Raw genomic sequence first — 18,361 nt, 5'->3', positions numbered from 1 at the left:
GCATCGCAATTGTTCGTTGGACGCGATGGATGCAGGGCTCCTAGAACTGGAGGCATGGGCCCCTCCACTCAGCAGCGCATCCGCCGTGCCGGTACCGGACGAGCGGCCGGTATGGGCGGCAGAAGCTTCCTTCTGCTGCTCGCCGCGACGTTCGGGACGTTCTCCAACTACGCGCCCCTGCTCTCCGTAACCCCCCTGTGGTCGGCGGAGGGGGGTGCGGGAAACACCGGGGTGGGCGCCGCGACGGGGATGACGATGGCCACCACGGTCGGCGTTCAGCTGTGCATGCGACGGCTCTTCGCCCGGTTCACGCTGCGCCAGATCCTCATCCAGGGCGCCCTGCTCCTCGGCCTGCCGACGTTCGCCTATCCGGTGTCCGCGGATCTGGGCTGGGTGCTGACGATCTGTGCCGTGCGCGGCGTGGGCTTCGGCATGGTTGCGGTCGCCGGGAGCGCGCTGGTGGCCGAACTGGTCCCGCCGGAAAGGCGCGGGCGCGGGGTCGGCTGCTACGGCATCGCCGTGGGCCTGCCACAGGTGCTGTGTCTTCCGCTGGGCGTCTGGGGCGCCCAGCACATCGGCTTCACCACGGTCTTCGTCGCCGCGGGTGCGCTGAGCGTGCTGGCCGCTCCGCTGGCCGCGGGCATCGGCGTGCGCGAGGAGCGGGCCGGTGCTCAGGCGGGGGGCGATGACCCGGTGGGGGAGGAGTCGGCAGGCGGGGGTTCTTCGCACTTGGCCGGCCCGTTCGTCCTCCTGATCGTCGCCGCCTGCGCGCTCGGCGGTGTGACGTCCTTCCTGCCCCTGGCGCTCGAACGCCCCTCCGCCGCGCCGTGGGCCCTGTTCCTGCTGTCGGCCGCCGTGGTCGCCGGACGGTGGGCCGCGGGTGTCGTCAACGACCGGGCCGGCCTCGGGCGTCTGCTCGTGCCCGGCATGCTGGCGTGCGCGGTGGGCATGGGCGGCTTCGGGGCGGCGGCCGCGCTCGACGGCGGCGCCGTGGTGGTCGCCGCCGTGGCCGCGACGCTGTACGGCGCCGGTTTCGGAGCGCTCCAGAACGACACCCTGGTCGTCATGTTCCGGCGGGCGCGGCAGGGCGGGCACGGGCGGGCGAGCACGCTGTGGAACATGGCGTACGACGCCGGCACCGGCATCGGCGCACTGGCCGTCGGCGTCTGCTCCCAACTGGTCGGCCTGGAAGGGGCGTTCACCGGCTGTGCCGTCCTGATCCTGCTCGCCGCCCACCTCGCGCTGCGGGATGCGAGGTTCGAGCGGCGGGCCGACCGCGCAGCTGCGGGGGAGCGGCGGAAAGGTATGGGCCAGGGAACCCAGGACATCTAGCCAATTCGTACCGGCCGGGGTTGTGCGTGGCGCTCCGGCGCAGTGATCCTTACATTCGATGGACGGGAAAGGCAGCCTTCATGGTGAACAGCTCCTCTTCACCCCGCACGCGGACGGCTTCGCGCCACCCTGGCTCCAGTGGGGTGTTCGTGGACCTGAGCCACGAGATAGTGCCGGGCGCGACCGCCTACCCCGGACTGCCCCAGCCGGTGCTCACCGACCACATCTCACGGGAGCAGTCCCGTGCGAGTTACGCACCGGGCACCGAGTTCCACCTGGGCATGGTCTGCATGATGGGGCAGACCGGTACCTACATCGATGTGCCCCATCACCGCTACGCAGATGGCTACGACCTCGCGGCCCTGGACCTGGCCCGCGTCGCCCATGTGCCGGTGACGGTCGTCGACACCGACCGGCGCGAGATCCCGCCGGAGACCTTCGCGGGAGCGGAGCTGACCGGCCGCGCGGTGCTCATCAGGACCGGCTGGTCCCGCCACTGGGGCACCGACACGTACGGCAGCGGACGTCACCCGCATCTGTCCGCCGCCTCGGCCGCGCTGCTGGCCGAGGCGGAACCGGCCGTGGTGGGCATCGACTCCACCAACATCGACGACACCACGGGCCGCGAGCGCCCCGCGCACACCCGACTGCTCGGCGCCGGCATTCCCCTGGTCGAGCACCTGACCAACCTCTCCGGCGTGCCCGCGCGGGACGGTTGGTTCACCGCGGTACCCGTGAAGTTCGCCGGCCTGGGCACGTTCCCGGTCCGCGCCTTCCTGCAGACCGACCGAGGGGCGTGATCCACGCTCCGCACCGTTCCGAGGATCAGAGCGACATCGGGTGCCACGAGGCACCCGCGCGCGGCGCCCGGCACACACCCGCCGGGCCGCGTGGACGGTTGTCCCGGCGACGCGGACCCGCCGGGCACGACCGTCGCACCCTGCTCGATCCTCTACGAGAGCGGAGCAATGGCCAACCTTCAGCAGTTGCGAACCCTGCACACGGTGCGCAGCCACGGTGGCATCCACGCCGCGGCCAAAGCACTGCACCTCTCACCCTCCGCGGTGTCCCAGCAGATCAAGTCGCTGAGCTCGGAGTGCGGATTCGCCTTGGTGGAGCCGGAGGGCCGGGGCATCCGGCTGACCGACGAAGGCTCGATCATCGCTGAAGTCGCCGCCCGCATAGCCGACTTGTGGCAGACCTCGGTCGCCCGACACCAGACTCCGTCCACCCAGCCGCAGCGCAGACCGACCATCGCCCTCGGCGCCTTCCCCTCCGCGATGGGTACCTGTGTGCTTCCGGCGCTGCGCGGTGAGGACCAACTCCCCTTTCACCTCCAGCTGTTCGAGACAGCACCGTGCGAGGGCCGGGATCTGGTGAAGGCCGGGATCCTCCAGGCCGCGGTGTCGGTGAAGGAGACGGACGGCCTCCCGGTGGCCGAGCTCGACGGACTGCACACCGTTCCGCTGCGCCACGAGCCGTTCGTGCTGGTGGGCCCGCCGGGCCTGGTGTCGATGGCCATCCGATGCGGCCCGGAGGCGCTCTCGGGATTCCCCTGGGTGCTGCCGCGGGTCGGTTCGGACTGCGACCGGCTGATCAGTGCCCACCTGGCCCGGCACGGCGTGCTGGTGCGCCCGGTGGGGCGGACGGACGACTGGAACCTGTCCCAGGACATGGCACTCGCCCTGAGCGCGGTGACCTATGTACCGGCATCCGCGCTGGTCCGCCGCGAGGGGCTCAGCCGCTCGGTGGACGGCGCGGGCATCCCGGCGCCCTCCCGCACCGTCGTCCTGGTCGCCGATGAGGCGGCCGCCGTATCGAGCTGGTTCATCGTTCTGGAGCAACGGTTCAAGCGGACCTGTGCCCGCATGTCGGGTGCTTTGCACGGCAGTTGAGACGGCGTCACGGCCGGACGTGACCGGCGGGCGGCGGCCCGCGCCCCGGACCCCCCTCCGGCCCGGGACGCCCGGGGTCAGCCGTTCTTGCGCCGCACCAGCTCGTCGTACTCGGGCTTGAGTTTCCACTGCGGGTCCGGTGGGGTCCGGTGGGGCCGTGGCACGTAGTCCGAGTAGCGCTCGCACCGCATGTCGTGCAGATATCGCGGACAGTTCTCGAAGACCTGCCGCACTGCGACCTCCACCACGGCGTCCGCGTCGGGGAACGCGTCGAGCAGCGCGGCCTCCGTGGAGATGTGCGCGATACCGTTCACGCGGAGTTTGATGGGTTTGCCGTAGTCGATGAACAGCATGCCGATCCGGGGATTCTCCACGATGTTGCCCAGGCTGCGGAACATTCCGTTCCCGTCGTAGCTGGGAAAACGCAGGAGGCCCGGCGCCACGACGTGGACGAAACCGGGTAGCCCGCCCTTGTACGAGCAGTCGGGGAATCCCTCCGCGTCCGCGGTCGCGAGGTAGAAGCACGGGGCAGCGGACACCATGCCGGCGGCCGATTCGTCGAGTTCCTCGGTGACGTACTTGCCCGCTATGTGGTCGGCCAGCGGCCGGGTTTCCAGTGCGTCCTGAACACGTCGTGCTCCCTGATTGTAGAAAACTCGCTCGGGCATGAGGTCGTCCCGTCCCTGATAGCCGACGTCGTAGGCACCGTCTTGCCCCTGGTGAGCCGCTCACAACAACTGTGCGTGGTTGGTGAACGTTCTATTTTCGGCGGAGTGGGATCTTCCAAGTGCGGGCCGGCCCGGTGGATGCGTCCCATTCGCGCAGATCCCCCGCGCCCGGTCGCCACTTCCGTCCCACGGATGATGCATTGCGTTGGAATCTGACTGTTTCGACCTTCTGAAGTGTGCGGGATCTTGCGTTCGCCGGCGGAACACTCTTGTACGAAGCCGCAAACGTGACCGGGAACCGATCGTCCTTCGATGGAAAGGCAATATCCGTGACCGCAACCGCCGTTACCGCCGTACCCGTCGACAGCTGGTCCGACAGCATTTCCCGCGCATTCCCCCGCACCCGGGAAACCCCCGACGCGGCGGCGCGCGAAACGCTGCTGAGCCGCCTGCACCGCCACTACGTCGACTACATGGCCGGCCCCGCCGACTTCGCGCGCATACCCCGGCTCAACACCGACCCCGCCATCACCGCCATCGAGGAGGCCTGGCTCGCCTGGGAGGACAGCCAGGTCGACCCCTTACAACTCCCCTCCAGCGGAGCCGAGTTCCGGACCTGGTTCCTCGACGTCGCGGACCGGCACACCCAGCCGGAATTCTGCGACTACCTCGCCAGCGAGGCGACCCTCGAACAGATGGCGCTGTTCTTCATGGGCGAGGAGCTCGTCGACAGCAAATTCGACGACCTCATGGCGATGGTCCAGATCGGTACCCAGGGACACACCAAACTCACCATCGCCGAGAACTACTGGGACGAGATGGGTGAAGGCGACATCGATCAGGTCCACACCCGGATGTTCGAGCACTCCGCCGTCTACATGCGGGCCCGGCTCGCCGACGCCGGCATCGGCCAGGAGGCGCTCTTCTGCCCCGAAGCCTTCGAGAACGCGTGCCTGCTCCTCATGTACGGCATCCACCGCCACCTCAACCCGCGCGCCCTCGGCGCCATGGGCGTGCTCGAACAGAGCGCGTCCCCGCGGTTCCAGGCCATGGTCGACGGCTGCAACCGCCTCGATGTGCCGGCCGATGTCATCGACTACCAGCGCATCCACGTCCACGTCGACGCGGACCACGGAGCCGAGTGGTTCGAAGGTGTCTTCGTTCCGCTGGTCGACGAGTCCCCGGAACTCCTGCGCGAGATCTCCCTGGGCGTCGCCACCCGGGTCCGGGTCGCCAACGCCTACTACCGCCGCATCTGGGAGGCCATGCTGCGGCTGCCGCACTGATCCGTGCCGCCCGTCGAGACGAACCGCCTCACCGAGGAAGGAATCACGATGGCCGTCACGGCCTCCCCCCGACCCCCGCAGGAACTCTTTCGCAAAAGCCGGGTCCTGGCCTGGGACCAGACCGTCTTCACCTTCAAACTGATCCTTGCCATCGCCCTGGCCGTAGGCGGTGGTTACCTCGCCCTGAGGCCCAGCCCGGTCCTCATCGCGGCCGGCGTCCTGATCCTGGGCGCCGTCTACACGCACATGGTGGAACTCCAGCACCAGTGCCTGCACCACTCCGCCTTCCGCACCGCCCGCCCCCACCGCCTCGCCGGCGTCCCCCTGGGCCTGCCCCTGCTCGTCTCCTACAGCCACTACCGAGTGCGCCACCTCCAGCACCACCGGTTCCTGGGGACTCCGCAGGACTCCGAGTTCTTCGGATTCGACAGCCGCAAACCCATCACCCCCGGCCTGCTGCTGCGCGGCCTGTTCGACTACGCACGCCTGTTCGTCGTGCTACGCGACGTAGTCGCGAGCTGCACCGGAACCTGGACCTACGACGCCGGGCAGATCGCCGAGCGCAGGCGGCGCGAGGTCGTCAACGAATACCGTCTGTTCGGCCTGATCATGGTGGCCGCCGCAACCGCCGTCGCGCTCGGACATGGTGAGACCCTGCTACGGCTGTGGCTGCTGCCGCTCCTGGTCGCCGTACCCCTGCACTTCCTCGTGGAACTTCCCGAACACCTCCTGTGTGAGACCGAGACCACCGACGTATTGCGCAACACCCGCTCCATCAGCGGGAGTTGGATGACTACCTGGTTCACCAACGGGAACAATCTGCACATCGAGCACCATGCCGCGATGGTCGTCCCGATCAACCGGCTGCGCGAGCGACACCCGGAGGCCGAACGGCACGCGGTGCACATCGAGCGCAGCTACGCCGCGTTCTACCGCAAGGCCGCCCGCACCGCATGGCGCAACCGCGCCGCCTCGGTCCGGCAGCCGGGACGGAGCACCCGGTGAGTGCGGCGGGGCGCCGCCCGGTCGTGGTGAGCGGCAGTGCCATCCGGCACGCGAACCGCCTGTGCGGCGAAGCGGTTCCGGACGCCCGCGGGATGTCCTGCGTGGGGGAGACCATCAGGATCGACGTCCCGGAGGCGGAGTTCCTCATCCGGCTGACCCGGCCGACCGCCACCACGACCCGGCTGCGCATGCAGGCGGTCTTCCGCGAGAACAGGCCTGCCGGGGGCACCTGGTGGTCGAGCTGGGAGGTCGACGTCGCCGCCCTCCCGGGCTCCGCGGAGGTGGGCCGCGCCCTGGTCGCGGAACTGACCCGCAGCCGAGCGTCGTTCACCGCGGCCCTCGCCGATGCGCGCTGGACGGAGGCGGCCTGAACGAAGAATCCCGGAGGGGGCGGCAGCACCTCGCGAGGTGCTGCCGCCCCCTCCCTGTGCTGTGTCCCGGGCCGTGCGGGACGGGCAGCAGCACGGGCCACGTCAGCCGGAGGCGTGTGAGCCGTCCTCGGGCCGGCTCCGCCCGGCTCGTGTCAGTGCGTCCTCGGCCTCGGCGGCCAGCGTGGCGACGAGTTCGGCGGCCGAGGGCAGATCCGTGATCAGGTCCACCGCCTCGCCCGCCCAGACCGGCTCGGGCGGAATCACCCCATGTGCCACATCGTCCCGGTACTTCAGGGGCGCGCTTGCGTCTCCGGCCAACTCGGCCTCCCTGCCGCGCCATTGATCCAGGTAGGGGTGTCCGAGCGTACGAGCCGTGTAGCGCTCGACGGGCCAGCTCGATCCGCGGGCGATGTCCAGCACACCATTGCGTTCGGTGTCCTGTCCACGCCCACCAAGGAGTGCCTCGTGGACCGAGCTGCCGACCGACGCCTCGGCGGTGGCCTGGAAGCGGGTGCCGATGAGCGCACCCGCGGCGCCCAGGGCCAGCGCCGCGGCGACCCCCCGCCCGTCGGCGATCCCGCCGGCGGCCAGGACGGGCACCGGAGCCGCGAGGTCCGCGACCAGGGGGACGAACGGGAAGGTGGAGCGTCCGCGACGGGCACCGTGCCCGCCGCTTTCGGTGCCCTGCGCCACGATGGCGTCGGCTCCCAGGTCCACGGCCCGCCGGGCCTCCTCCAGGTCGGTGACCTGGACGAGTACGGCCGAGCCCGCCTCGCGGACGCGGTCGACGAAGGGGGCCGGGTCCCCGAAGGAGAACATCACCGCCGCCGGACGGAACGCCAACGCGCGCTCCACCGCGCGGACATCGATCGCCCAGGTCAGAAAGCCGACGCCCCAGGGCCGATCGGTTCCCCGGGCCACCACCGACAACTCCCGCTCCAGCCAATCCGGTTCACCGTATCCGCCACCCACGAGGCCGAGCCCGCCCGCGCGGGACACGGCGACCGCCAGCGCGCCTCCGGCCGCACCTGCCATCGGCGCCAGCGCGATCGGATGTCGCACGCCCAGCATCTCGGTGAAATCCGTCGACAAGACCATGGCCCCCATGATTCCTCGCGCACGCCGGCGCCGGGCGGAATCGAGCAACCGGGTCATCCGCACCGGACGGAATCGGCCACACGCCCTACCACGGAGGCTCGCGCCGTCCCCTTGTGCGAAGTCACACCGAGGGCACGCGGTGTGGGCCCGGCTTCCCCGATGGCCGGTCCAGGACCGTGCGGCGCGTGGTCGGTCCGCGCGTCCGACCCGTGTGGCGTGCGTGCCGACGGCGTCCCCGTGCAGTTGGATCGGCAGCGGGCGGCCGCGCCCGAGACAGGAGGGCGTGGCCGGCGACGGACGGAGTGGCATGGCATCCGAAGAACCCGCAGAGGCCCACTGGCTGTTCGGTGATCAGCTCGGGCCGCACTTCCTCGATCCGGCCCGCGGCGGGCCGCGCCGGGACACGCCGGTGCTGATGATCGAGGCGCGCAATGTGTTCCGGCGTCGGCGGTTCCACCGCGCGAAGGCACACCTGATCCTTTCGGCGATGCGCCACCGGGCCGCCGAGCTGGGCGACCGGGTGCGGTACATCAAGGCGGACTCGTACCGGGAGGGGCTGGAAGCGGTGGGGGAGGGGCCCGTGACGGTGCATCACCCCACTTCGCACGCGGCACTCGAATTCGTCCGATCCCTGCCGTCCGTGCGCGTCCTGCCGGCCCGCGGATTCCTCGTCACGCACGACGCGTTCAGGTCGTGGGCGGAGGGCCGCGGCACCAAACAGCTGCGCCAGGAGGACTTCTACCGATGGGTCCGCCAGGGGCACGACCTGCTGATGGAGGGCGACCACCCGGCCGGCGGCCGATGGAACCTGGACCACGACAACCGTCAGCCGCCGCCGCGCGGCGCCACCGCGCTCGGCGTTCCCGCGCCCTACCGGCCGAGGGAGAGCGACATCGACGAGGAGGTGCGCGCCGATCTGGACCGCTGGTCGCGGGACGGCGACGTCCGGTTCGTCGGCGAGGACGCACCGCGCGTGTTCCCCGCCACACGCCGTGAGGCCCTTGCCGCGCTGCACCGGTTCGCCGAGCATCGACTCGCCACCTTCGGCGCGTACGAGGACGCGATCCTGGCAGGGGACGCCACGATGAGCCACAGCCTGCTGTCGTCCTCGCTCAACCTCGGACTCCTGGACCCGGCCGAATGCGTCGAACTGGCCGAGACGCGCTGGCGGTCGGGCGATGTCCCGCTCAACAGCGCCGAGGGGTTCGTGCGGCAGATCGCCGGCTGGCGCGAGTTCGTCTGGCAGCTGTACTGGCACTTCGGTGACGAGTACCGCGGCAGGAACGCCCTGCGGCACCACCGGCAGCTCCCCGACTGGTTCACGGAGCTGTCCTCGGAGGGCACCGACGCCAACTGCCTCTCCCACGTGCTGGAACAGGTCAGGGAGACCGGCTGGACGCATCACATCCCGCGTCTGATGATCCTGGGCAGCTTCGCGCTCCAGCGGGGTTGGGAGCCCCGGGCCGTGACCGACTGGTTCCACCGGAGCTTCGTCGACGGCTACGACTGGGTGATGGTGCCGAACGTGGTCGGGATGTCGCAGTACGCGGACGGCGGACGCATGACCACCAAGCCCTACACGTCCGGGGGCGCCTACATCGACCGCATGAGCGACTTCTGCGGCGCTTGCCGGTACAAGCCGTCCGTGCGCGTGGGCGAAGATGCCTGCCCGTTCACATCGGGATACTGGAACCTCCTGCACCGCCACCGGGAGCGGTTCGAGCACAACGCCCGCATGGTGCAGGCCGTGCGGGGCCTCGACCGGCTCCGCGACCTCGACGAGTTGCTGGCGCAGGAAGCCGCGCGCGAGGACTGAGCGACGCCGGGCGGGAAGCCTATCGGCGCGACCCGGCGGACACGTGCCGGGTTCCGCCTGGTGCCCGTCCGCTCAGGCCGCTCTCTTGCTTGTCCGCTCAGGCCGCTGCGGGAGCGCCGCCGGCAGGAGAGGTCGCGCCGGCCCGAGCGGGGCCGCCGCCCGGGTCGGCCCGAGCCACGAGCTCTTGAAAGGCGCTCCAGGAGCGGGTGGGCTGCCCGGCGTTCCACACCTTCTGCGACAGAGCCGCCAGCGGCATCCGGATCCCGGTCGCCACCTGCCCCTCGGTCTGCGCCTCCGGTCTGTCGCACCAGATGGCCAGACGGCCGCCCAGGATGGAGTCCTGGTAGCGGGCGGCGTCGGGGACCGGCCGGCTGCCGCGCAGCACCGCGGGGGTCCATTCCTCGTAGATCGCCTGACCGGTCGGATACGTGAACGTGTTGGGCTGGCCCAATACGTAGTAGAGGTAGGCGTCGTTGAGGTTGACCACCTTGCGTCCCTCGGCGAGATACCCCTCGGGCAGCCGCGCACCGATCTCCTTACCGGTCCAGTACTCGGCCTCGATGGCCGAGTCGGCCTTGGCGATGCCACCGGTGTAGAAGCCGTCGTTCCACGCCTTGAGCTGCTTCTTGGAAGGGGCCAGCGCCCGTGCCCTGTCGTCGAGCCAGCGGGTGGCGAGGTCCTTGACCGTGCCACCCGGCCCGTACAGTCTGTGGGCCGCAGCCGCGAGGTTCGGGAACGATGCCTCCGGATTGCGCCAGGTCAGGGCCTGGTACTCGTCGCCGCCCAGATGCCAGGCACCACCGGGGAACAGCGGCAGGAACTCCTTGTACAACGCGTCGACCACCGGGCCGGCACCGGCTTGGGAGATGTCGATCGCACCTTGCACGATCCGGCCGTTCACGTCCTTCAGCCGCAGATCGGGGAAGGACTTGAGCACCGCTCCAAGATGTCCGGGGGAATCGATCTCGGGCACCACCGTGATGTGGAGGGACCCGGCCAGCTTGACGATCCCGGCCAGTTGCGCCTGGCTCAGGCGGGTCGTCGACACGCTCTTCGCATACCGCGGATCCTTGATCTCGATGCCGAAACCCTGGTCGTCGGATATGTGCAGGACCAGCTGGTTCAACTTGAGGTCGGCCATCGCGCGCAGCCGTGCCTCGATCCACCCCGGGGTGAAGTACTTGCGGGCGATGTCGAGGTTCAGGCCCCGCTGAGGCTTGGCCGGGCCGTCCGTGACGGTGCCCTCGGCCAGCGCTCCCGTGGTGCGCACGGCCTGCTTGACGGTACGGGTGCCGTAGAAGACGCCCGCTTCGTCCGGGCCGGTGACATCCACCCGGCCACCACTCACCGTGATCCCGTACGACTCCGCCGGGCCCGAGCCGGACCCGGACAGGGCCAGGCGTATGTCCCCGGACGCGGGAGCGGCGGTCTTCCCGTACGCCAGCCCCAGCTCCCGGGCCAGGAGCTCGCCCTCGTCCGCCAGGCCGGGACTCTTCGCGTCGATCACCACACGCGACCCGGGTTGCGGGCGCCAGCCAGGACCGGAAGCGGCCTTGAACGCGCGGACGGCGGGCACCACGTTCGGCGGACCGGTGGCCGTCGCCGCCGCGGGCCGTTCGGGTGCCATCGGCACCACCGCGGAGGCTGTCCCGGAACCGGCGACGAAAAGCGCCGCGACGGCGATCGTCATCACGGTGCAACGGTGGTCATTCCTGTGTACGGACATGGTCCTCCGCTCCGCTTCATTCGCCCTACCACGCTGGCACGCGGGCCGGGAGACCGCGACCGGGGCGGGGTGCCGCACGGTGGCGTACGGCCGGGGGCGTAGGGCCGGGGGCGTAGGGCTGGTGGCCACGGCCGGTGGCCTCTGCGCGCCTGCCGGGGACGCGCCGAGCGGAAGCCACCCGGAACACGTCGACCATGCCGGAGGTGCCGCCGCGGGTGGCATCCGGGACGCCGACGGGCGCGCAGGCAGACCGATGGCCGACGGCGCATCCGCCCCTTTCCGGCACATCGGCTTCCCGAAGCGGAGGGTTGACCGCCCCGCTGGATCGGTGCGCCGCACAGGTCCATACAGTCAGCTGTCTGGCGATCCCGGCCACGGTCGGCCCGGTTCGTCCTCTTGGCCACCGTTTGGAAGGGTCCGACCATGACGCACGCGCACAGTGCTCCCGCAACGCCCGCAGAGGCAACCGAGCCTGTCCGGCCACCGAGCCCCGCGGACACCGCAGTCGCGGAGTCGAGCCCGGTTCTTGAGGAACGGGCCCGGCGCACGAGACGCAGACTGGAGAGACTGATAGGCATCGCGGCGACCGAGGGCAACTCCTTGGTGCCGCTGCGCAACGGTGACGAGATCTTCGCCGCCATGCTGGACGCGATCGGCTCCGCCAGGCACACGGTCGACATGATGACGTTCGTGTACTGGAAGGGCGACATCGCGCAGCGGTTCGCGGATGCCCTCGCCGACCGGGCACGGCACGGAGTGCGGGTGCGGCTCCTTTTGGACGGGTTCGGGAGCCGGCTCATCGAGAAGGAGCAGCTGGACTTGATGGAGCGCGCCGGCGTGCGGGTGGCGTGGTTTCGCAAGCCCCTCTATCTGTCGCCCTTGAAGCAGAACCACCGTTGTCACCGCAAAGTCCTGGTCGTCGACGAGCAGACGGCGTTCACCGGTGGTGTCGGCATCGCCGAGGAGTGGTGCGGCGATGCCCGCAACCCTGGTGAATGGCGCGACACCCATGTCCAGGTCCGTGGCCCCGCCGTGGATGGACTGGCTGCCGCGTTCGCGCAGAACTGGGCCGAGTGCCACGAGGAACTCTTCGACGACCGCGACCGGTTCGCCGCCCATGACCCCGAAGGCGACGCTGTCGTGCAGGTGGTGCGCGGATCCGCCAGCTTCGGCTGGCAGGACATGCAGACCCTGTTCCGCGTAGTGATCGAATCGGCGGAGGAACGGATCCGGCTGGCCACGGCCTACTTCGCGCCCGACGCGTACTTCATCGAGCTGCTGTGCGCCGCCGCCCGCCGCGGAGTCGAGGTCGAGATCCTGCTGCCGGGGCCCTACACCGACAAGCGGGTCTGCCAACTGGCGGGGCAGCGCTACTACGAAGACCTGACCGCCTGCGGAGTCAAGATCTTCCAGTACCAGCCGACGATGCTGCACACCAAGGTCGTCACAGTCGACAGGACCATGGCACTGGTCGGTTCGACGAACTTCAACCGCCGCTCCCTCGACCACGACGAAGAGGTCATGCTCGCCGTGCTGGACCAGGCGTTCACGGCGAAGCTGGACAGTCACTTCACGGAGGACCTGGAACACAGCGAACTCATCACGCGCGGACGGTGGAAGCGGCGCTCCACGCTCCAGCGGGCCAAAGAGGCCGCCGTCGCACCGATCCGCCGATTCCTGTAGTTCGTCGCGTCGTCGCGTCGTCGCGTCGTCGCGTCGTCACGTCGTTGTGGCGGCCGTGCGGGCGGCGCAGCATGTCTACGTCGCGTTGGCGACGTAGGGCGCTGCCGCAACGTGGGCCATCGTCCGAAGATGCGCAAAGTAGGAGGCGCAGTACTCCTCGTTGATCAGAGGAACGATCTTGTCGAGATCGGCGATGCAGCCCCAGAGTCCGGCGATGTCAGTGCCGTCGAGCCCTCCCTTCAATTCCCTCTGCACGAAGCCGGCGACCTCGGCGTCCAGAAGGACCAGATCCACGCCGTCGAAGTCCACGCCGCGGAAGCCGTCGGGGAACAACGCGCGCAGGTGGTCCTCCCACAGACGGGCGAGCCCGTCTTCGAGCTGGGATCCGCCCAGGTCGGCGGCTGTCGCCCCGGCCGCGGCCGGCGGGCGAAGGAGCAGGGATACGGCATCGAAGACGGCACGCAGCATGGCGATGGCTCGGATCGGGCGGAGGGCGGCACTTGACTCGGCGCCCTGCGTGAGCTTGTCGCGCAGCAGTCGGCTGCGGTCGAGTTCGATGGCAAGCTCGGCCGTGATGAGCCCGGCGTCGGTGGCCCGCTCGATGAGGACGGGGAGCGGCTCGTTCGTGGCCAGACGCTCAGCGAGGACGTGCTCCAGGGCGAACAGGGAATGCGTGACGGCGACGGTGGCGAACTCGTACCGGTAGTAGGAGTGCCGGACGAGCTCGCGGGAGGTTTCCAACGCGCTCATGACGTACATCGACGCGCCGCTGGGCAGAACCAGGTCGGCAACCTGGGCGGGCATGGCCGCATAGTCGAGAACGAGGTGGCGGGCGCGCGGGCGGAGCCTCTCCGTCGGATTGCCGGCCGGCCTCGTCCCACGCTGTCGGCACCGCGGCTGGGACGGTGTCGAACCGCTCCTCAAGGTCGCCGCTGCCCAGCACCGCGTGTGGTCGCGGAACTGACCGGGACGGGCCGCCGGTACTTCGGCGACCGGCGGCATCTTCGACTCGGGACAGGCTCCCGCCCGAGCTCAGCAGCGAGAGGAGCCGCACCGCCCGAACCGCGGCGACGGCCTCCAGTTAGTGGTGATCAGCGAGGAGGAAGTGGATCGGCCCCCATGCGCGGAGTAGCCGTCTCCCCGGCCGATGGCGGGCCGGCACAGGTGCGTGTATTCGGCGCGGCAAGTGGCCCGTTCGGTAGGCGCTGCCGTCCCGGCGACAGCGGCTGTTGTTTTCGGCTCGATCATGGCCAGAACTCGGCGTACTCGTTCAAGTGCCCAGGCAGGCACGGATGAACGTGCTCAGCATGGCAAACGTCAAATGTCGACCGCGTGAAGGATTGGACGGAGCGGCTGGGGCCGTCATCGATAGTTGGCCGGATAAGTGTCGGTGGCTTACTTTCGGGGCCATCCGTGTTCGCCAGGACTTTGCTGTGATGTCCATCTGTACTTCTCCGTAATGAAGTGCGGCATATGCCAAAGGCGTTGAGATTCGGCATGTGCCGCTATTGGCCGCCGAGTCTCGCGGAGTTCTCGGTCGCGGGGAGGGGCATGCGGCGATCTTGCATCGGCGACGTCTCGCTTCCTGCGATATGACCTTTTCTGTCGTGCTTGCGACTGGTTGGACGGATCATCAGGTTTCGTGTCGGATAGTTCGGTATGCGTCCAGAGCGGCCACTCGGCATCGGGGGGCCTGCCGCAGCTCAGGCCGTTGCTCCAGCCGGAATCGCCGCTCCCGGCCTGGCTGGATGTGACCGCCACGTCAGCGCGACAAGCCGGTTGAGCCGTGTCGGGCTCAACCCGGCAACCGGATCAAGCCACTTCGGCTCATCTGTCGAGAACCCCGGCCGGTTTGGGCCTGCGGAAGCCGGCACAGTTCATTTTCAGCCTTTGGATTCGTTCGAACAGTTTCTTTCGGTTCTGGACGACCAGGCAGTTCGTGCCTGGGTTACTCCTTGGTCACCCCGCTGCGCCGGCCCGATGAAATCGGCCGAGATGGGTTGTCCGGAAACTTCCTGTGCGGTGGACTTGTTTGTCACTGAAGTGGCGGGGAACTCGCGCACCAGCAGTCCAGTCATGGGCTTGTGAACACCGTGACATCACGTCAATGCGTCCTGCTGGGGACGTGGGGGGTAGCGTCAAAGTTTGCGTCAAAAGACAAGGGTTGCGTCAGAATGAGCCTTGTGTGGAGACTGTGGCCGAGTTTGGATGGAGCGCAGCTGTGCAGGATGCTTTGATTTTGCCAATCCTGATCCTTACCGAGGCGTAAATAGGTACGGTCACGCTTCGGGGATGATTTCTACTGTCTGGTCGATCACTGGTGGGACGCCCGCGTGACCGTCACGCGTTGGCATCGCCGAGGGGGATATGTCATGCCGGGTGGAGTTGCCGCGCCACATGCGCTCCGCAGGAGTCAGGGAGACTTCGACTCGTCGCTCCGGGAGTGTTGACGTCCGGTCGGGAGATCTGCACGGGATCTCCGCGCCCCTGACGCGCTTCATCGGCGTGTGTCAGGCGGGTCGTTCGCCGTCGGTGCGGGCCACCGGCTCAGGCGGGGCCCGTCACGCCGACGGTCTGCGCTCCATCGTCCAAGCCACACACCGAACCGCTCTGTCCACTTTCCCTGTCGCGTGCGTATGCGGCAGGGCCGTGTCCGCGTGCCGTTAGCCGAGGAGTCATGGTGTCCACCGACCAGAAGACGAGCGATGCCTTTCTGCTGGATGAGTTACCCGGTCGCTGGCGTGACCTGTGTGCGGCCGGCCCGATCCGGCGCGACGAGCGGCAGGGTGTGTGGCAGGTCGTGGATCACGAGACGAGCTCTGCCGTGCTCGCCGATCCGGCCACCTACTCCTCGGATCTCTCCTCCCTCGCTCCCACGCAGGAGGACTTCGCGACCTTCACCCAGGGAAACTTCGTCGGCATGGACCCGCCGGAGCACCGCAAGCTGCGCGCATTGGTGAGCCAGGCCTTCACCCCTCGCGTCGTCCAGGGGCTTGAACCGCGCATCGCGGCCGTGTGCGACCGGCTGCTGAACTCCGTCGTGGACCAGGACCGCTTCGACCTCGTCGAGACCCTGGCGTATCCGCTGCCCATCATCGTCATCGCCGAACTCCTCGGCATTCCGGCAGAGGAGCACCGCACCTTCCAGGACTGGGCGAGCGTCCTGTTCGGAGGGGATCAGCTCGGTGAGGCGCCCGACATGGCCGACCTGGAGCGGGCGCTGGCCGCCATCGCCCCCACGGTCCGGGAAATGAACAGTTACATGCTCGACCACATACGCGGCTGCCGGGCAGCCCCCGGCGACGATCTGACCAGCAGACTCATCGCCGCCGAAGTGGACGGCGTCCGGCTCACCGACCAGGAGATGGTCGGCTTCGTGGCCCTGCTCCTTGTCGCGGGGCACATCACCACCACCGCCCTGCTCGGCAATGCGGTCGTCACCCTCGACCGCCACCCCGAGGCGGCCGCCGCACTGCGCAAGGATCCGGACCTGATCCCCCCTGCGGTCGAGGAGGTGCTGCGCTGGCTGCCCCCCTTCCCCGAGCTGGGGCGCCGCGTCACCCGGCCCGTGGTCCTCGACGGCCACGAACTGGCCGCCGACAGCATGGTGATGGTCCACCTGGGCGCCGCGAACCGGGACCCCGCGCGCTTCGAGCGGCCGGACGTGTTCCTCGCGGACCGACGTCCCAACCCGCACCTCACCTTCGGGCACGGCATCCACTTCTGCTTCGGCGCCCCACTGGCCCGGCTGGAGGCGAGGATCGCGCTGAACATGATGAATGAACGATTCCGCAATCTGGCGATCCCGTCGTACGACGACATCGTCCTCCAGAATCCGGCCGTCCTCATCGGCGTACGCCACCTGCCCGTCGAGGTCGGCAGGCCCTAGCCGAAGGCCGTCCTTCCGTGCACCGCCCCGGCCGGGGCACCGCTCGCCGCGGCCGGAGAAGCCACCCGTACACGAGGAAACTCACTGGGGAGCTCCTTTCTCATGCCCTACTACGTCCCCTCCGTCCCCGCCGCCCCCCGCGCGGCGCGTCCCCTCCGCCAAGACCTCCAGAACAGGCTCGACTCCCTCGCCGAGACACACGGGGTGCCAGGCGCTCAACTGGTCCTGGACACCGGTACGGAGACGATCTCCGTGCACACCGGTATCGCCGACGCGGCCACCGGTACGCCGTTCGCCCCGGACACGGCCGTTGCTCTCGGCTCCCTCACCAAGCCCTACACGGCCGCCCTGGTGCTGCTGCTCGTCGACGACGGCGACCTCGACCTGGACGAGCCCGTCGCCGACCACCTGCCCGCGCTGCGCGGCTTACCGGAGGTGACGATACGTCACCTCCTCAGCCACACCGGCGGGTTGCCCACCGGCCCCGATTCCGACACGGCATCGACGACCGGCGGCACCCGCTACCTCACCTCGCTGTGCACGTCCGAGCAGGCGCTGTTCCCGCCCGGCACCGACTTCTCCTATTCCAACGCCGGTTACGTCGCCGCGGGGCTGCTGGTCGAGGAGATCACCGGCATGCCGTGGCACGAAGCCGTTCGCGTGCTGCTCCTTGAGCCCTTGGGGATATCCGCCGCCTTCATCGGCGACAGCACCCTCAGTCGTCCCTGGGCCGCCGGACACGCCGTCAACACCGCCACCGGGCGGATCCGTCCCGTACAGCAGAACCTGGCCTCGCTGGAGGCCCCGGCCGGGGCTCTGATGGCCTCCGCCGCCGATCTGGCCGCGCTCGGCGGCGCGCTGATCGGCCGCAGTGACGTACTGCCGCCCGCGGTGGCCAAGGGCATGCTCCGCGCGGAGCGCGGTGCCCGGCCCGGAGCCCTGGCCGACGGCTGGGGCCTGGGGGTCGCCCAGTACCGGCAGGGCGACGACCTGTGGTGCGGCCACGACGGCAATGCCCAGGGCACCTCGTGCCACCTCCGGATCGACCCCGCGAGCGGCGTGGTCGTGGCGTTCACCGGCAACGCGGGCGGAGCCACCGCGCTGTGGCGCGAACTCGCCGCGGAGATGGGCGACTTGACCGACGTACGCGTGCCGGCCGGGCCCGCACCCGCCGGCGACCGGGGCCGCCCGGTCCTGCTGCCCGAGTGCTGGGGGACGTACCGCAACGGTGCTGCCGACTATCGCATCGGCGCCGGTGCCGACGGCTGCCCCGTCCTGTCGATAGACGGTGACCTGGCACTGCCGCTGGTCTGCTACGGCGACCTGTCCTACGACCTGGTCGACCCCGCCACCGGTCGTCGCGAACCCGGCGGACGCTTCCACCGCGACCCCGCCACCGGCCGGATCGAACGCGTCCAGGTGTCCGGACGCACGGCGCGTCGCACCGACGACGGCTGAATCACGCCGGGCCGGCATCAGCCGCCGAGCGGAGCGCCGCCGACTCCCCCTGGCCCCGCGCCGTGACAGCGGGGGCAGCTCCCGGCTCGCTCCGGTGGCTGCCCGGCCGAGCCCGCCGCAAGGCGGCTCACTGG

The 18,361-nt window shown here is 69.6% G+C and carries 14 protein-coding genes; 10 read left to right on the top strand and 4 right to left on the bottom strand.

Features of this window, described 5'->3' with window-relative positions; all coding sequences use genetic code 11:
• Positions 1-54 precede the first annotated feature (54 nt).
• The 3 genes from CG740_RS20140 (at position 55) to CG740_RS20130 (ending at position 3,227) form a co-directional block, all read left to right on the top strand.
• On the top strand, positions 55-1,332 hold the full coding sequence (locus CG740_RS20140) for an MFS transporter (protein ID WP_100576573.1): 1,278 nt from the start codon (positions 55-57) through the stop codon (positions 1,330-1,332).
• Positions 1,333-1,481: 149 nt separating this feature from the next.
• Positions 1,482-2,132, top strand: a complete 651-nt coding sequence (locus tag CG740_RS20135) for a cyclase family protein (RefSeq protein ID WP_234376385.1) — start codon at positions 1,482-1,484, stop codon at positions 2,130-2,132.
• A gap of 90 nt (positions 2,133-2,222) precedes the next feature.
• Positions 2,223-3,227, top strand: coding sequence for a LysR family transcriptional regulator (locus CG740_RS20130; protein WP_159030356.1), 1,005 nt, complete (start codon positions 2,223-2,225; stop codon positions 3,225-3,227).
• A 77-nt stretch (positions 3,228-3,304) separates the two neighbouring features.
• Here the strand turns inward: CG740_RS20130 and CG740_RS20125 are convergent, their stop codons facing one another.
• Positions 3,305-3,895: a pyridoxamine 5'-phosphate oxidase family protein gene (locus tag CG740_RS20125; RefSeq protein ID WP_100576570.1), complete on the bottom strand. Its 591-nt coding sequence runs from the start codon at positions 3,893-3,895 to the stop codon at positions 3,305-3,307.
• Positions 3,896-4,224: 329 nt separating this feature from the next.
• On the opposite strand from CG740_RS20125, the gene CG740_RS20120 reads away from it, so the two are divergent.
• The 3 genes from CG740_RS20120 to CG740_RS20110 are packed head-to-tail and all read left to right on the top strand — an operon-like array spanning position 4,225 to position 6,557.
• Positions 4,225-5,181: an iron-containing redox enzyme family protein gene (locus CG740_RS20120; RefSeq protein ID WP_234376384.1), complete on the top strand. Its 957-nt coding sequence runs from the start codon at positions 4,225-4,227 to the stop codon at positions 5,179-5,181.
• Positions 5,182-5,229: 48 nt separating this feature from the next.
• On the top strand, positions 5,230-6,186 hold the full coding sequence (locus tag CG740_RS20115; protein WP_100576672.1) for a fatty acid desaturase family protein: 957 nt from the start codon (positions 5,230-5,232) through the stop codon (positions 6,184-6,186).
• Positions 6,183-6,557, top strand: coding sequence for a hypothetical protein (locus tag CG740_RS20110; protein ID WP_100576569.1), 375 nt, complete (start codon positions 6,183-6,185; stop codon positions 6,555-6,557). Before CG740_RS20115 ends, CG740_RS20110 begins: the two co-directional genes overlap by 4 nt.
• 102 nt (positions 6,558-6,659) lie before the next feature.
• Here CG740_RS20110 and CG740_RS20105 read toward each other — a convergent pair whose 3' ends face one another.
• Entirely contained in the window at positions 6,660-7,655 is a 996-nt protein-coding gene (locus CG740_RS20105) for an NAD(P)H-dependent flavin oxidoreductase (RefSeq protein WP_100576568.1), read from the bottom strand.
• 307 nt (positions 7,656-7,962) lie between these two features.
• Here CG740_RS20105 and CG740_RS20100 point away from each other — a divergent pair, with 307 nt between their 5' ends.
• Positions 7,963-9,471, top strand: coding sequence for a cryptochrome/photolyase family protein (locus CG740_RS20100; protein WP_100576567.1), 1,509 nt, complete (start codon positions 7,963-7,965; stop codon positions 9,469-9,471).
• 97 nt (positions 9,472-9,568) lie between these two features.
• On the opposite strand, the gene CG740_RS20095 is transcribed toward CG740_RS20100, so the two are convergent.
• Positions 9,569-11,161 (bottom strand): beta-N-acetylhexosaminidase, encoded by a 1,593-nt coding sequence (locus CG740_RS20095; protein ID WP_442802840.1) that lies wholly within the window; start codon positions 11,159-11,161, stop codon positions 9,569-9,571.
• Between the two features lie 459 nt (positions 11,162-11,620).
• On the opposite strand from CG740_RS20095, the gene CG740_RS20090 reads away from it, so the two are divergent.
• Positions 11,621-12,880, top strand: a complete 1,260-nt coding sequence (locus tag CG740_RS20090) for a phospholipase D-like domain-containing protein (RefSeq protein ID WP_100576565.1) — start codon at positions 11,621-11,623, stop codon at positions 12,878-12,880.
• Positions 12,881-12,955: 75 nt separating this feature from the next.
• Here the strand turns inward: CG740_RS20090 and CG740_RS20085 are convergent, their stop codons facing one another.
• Positions 12,956-13,684 carry a hypothetical protein gene (locus CG740_RS20085; RefSeq protein WP_234376383.1) on the bottom strand — a complete coding sequence of 243 codons (729 nt, stop codon included), beginning with the start codon at positions 13,682-13,684 and terminating at the stop codon, positions 12,956-12,958.
• Positions 13,685-15,557: 1,873 nt separating this feature from the next.
• Between CG740_RS20085 and CG740_RS20080 the strand changes: the two genes are divergently transcribed.
• Positions 15,558-16,769 carry a cytochrome P450 gene (locus tag CG740_RS20080; protein WP_100576564.1) on the top strand — a complete coding sequence of 404 codons (1,212 nt, stop codon included), beginning with the start codon at positions 15,558-15,560 and terminating at the stop codon, positions 16,767-16,769.
• 102 nt (positions 16,770-16,871) lie between these two features.
• Positions 16,872-18,227: a serine hydrolase domain-containing protein gene (locus CG740_RS20075; RefSeq protein WP_100576563.1), complete on the top strand. Its 1,356-nt coding sequence runs from the start codon at positions 16,872-16,874 to the stop codon at positions 18,225-18,227.
• The last annotated feature ends 134 nt before the right edge of the window (positions 18,228-18,361 follow it).

It is taken from the genome of Streptomyces sp. CB01201 (assembly GCF_002803085.1).
Lineage (GTDB): Bacteria > Actinomycetota > Actinomycetes > Streptomycetales > Streptomycetaceae > Streptomyces > Streptomyces hundungensis.
The sequence above is the reverse complement of the archived record's forward strand: the minus strand, read 5'-3'. Positions and strand labels throughout refer to the sequence as shown.

What these genes read in the sequence shown, in the direction of transcription:
- CG740_RS20085 (WP_234376383.1), bottom strand. Translation starts at nt 13,684, where the DNA reads ATGCCCGCCCAGGTTGCCGACCTGGTTCTGCCCAGCGGCGCGTCGATG.
- CG740_RS20125 (WP_100576570.1), bottom strand. Translation starts at nt 3,895, where the DNA reads ATGCCCGAGCGAGTTTTCTACAATCAGGGAGCACGACGTGTTCAGGAC.
- CG740_RS20115 (WP_100576672.1), top strand. Translation starts at nt 5,230, where the DNA reads ATGGCCGTCACGGCCTCCCCCCGACCCCCGCAGGAACTCTTTCGCAAA.
- CG740_RS20075 (WP_100576563.1), top strand. Translation starts at nt 16,872, where the DNA reads ATGCCCTACTACGTCCCCTCCGTCCCCGCCGCCCCCCGCGCGGCGCGT.
- CG740_RS20100 (WP_100576567.1), top strand. Translation starts at nt 7,963, where the DNA reads ATGGCATCCGAAGAACCCGCAGAGGCCCACTGGCTGTTCGGTGATCAG.
- CG740_RS20095 (WP_442802840.1), bottom strand. Translation starts at nt 11,161, where the DNA reads ATGACGATCGCCGTCGCGGCGCTTTTCGTCGCCGGTTCCGGGACAGCC.
- CG740_RS20080 (WP_100576564.1), top strand. Translation starts at nt 15,558, where the DNA reads ATGGTGTCCACCGACCAGAAGACGAGCGATGCCTTTCTGCTGGATGAG.
- CG740_RS20140 (WP_100576573.1), top strand. Translation starts at nt 55, where the DNA reads ATGGGCCCCTCCACTCAGCAGCGCATCCGCCGTGCCGGTACCGGACGA.
- CG740_RS20090 (WP_100576565.1), top strand. Translation starts at nt 11,621, where the DNA reads ATGACGCACGCGCACAGTGCTCCCGCAACGCCCGCAGAGGCAACCGAG.
- CG740_RS20105 (WP_100576568.1), bottom strand. Translation starts at nt 7,655, where the DNA reads ATGGTCTTGTCGACGGATTTCACCGAGATGCTGGGCGTGCGACATCCG.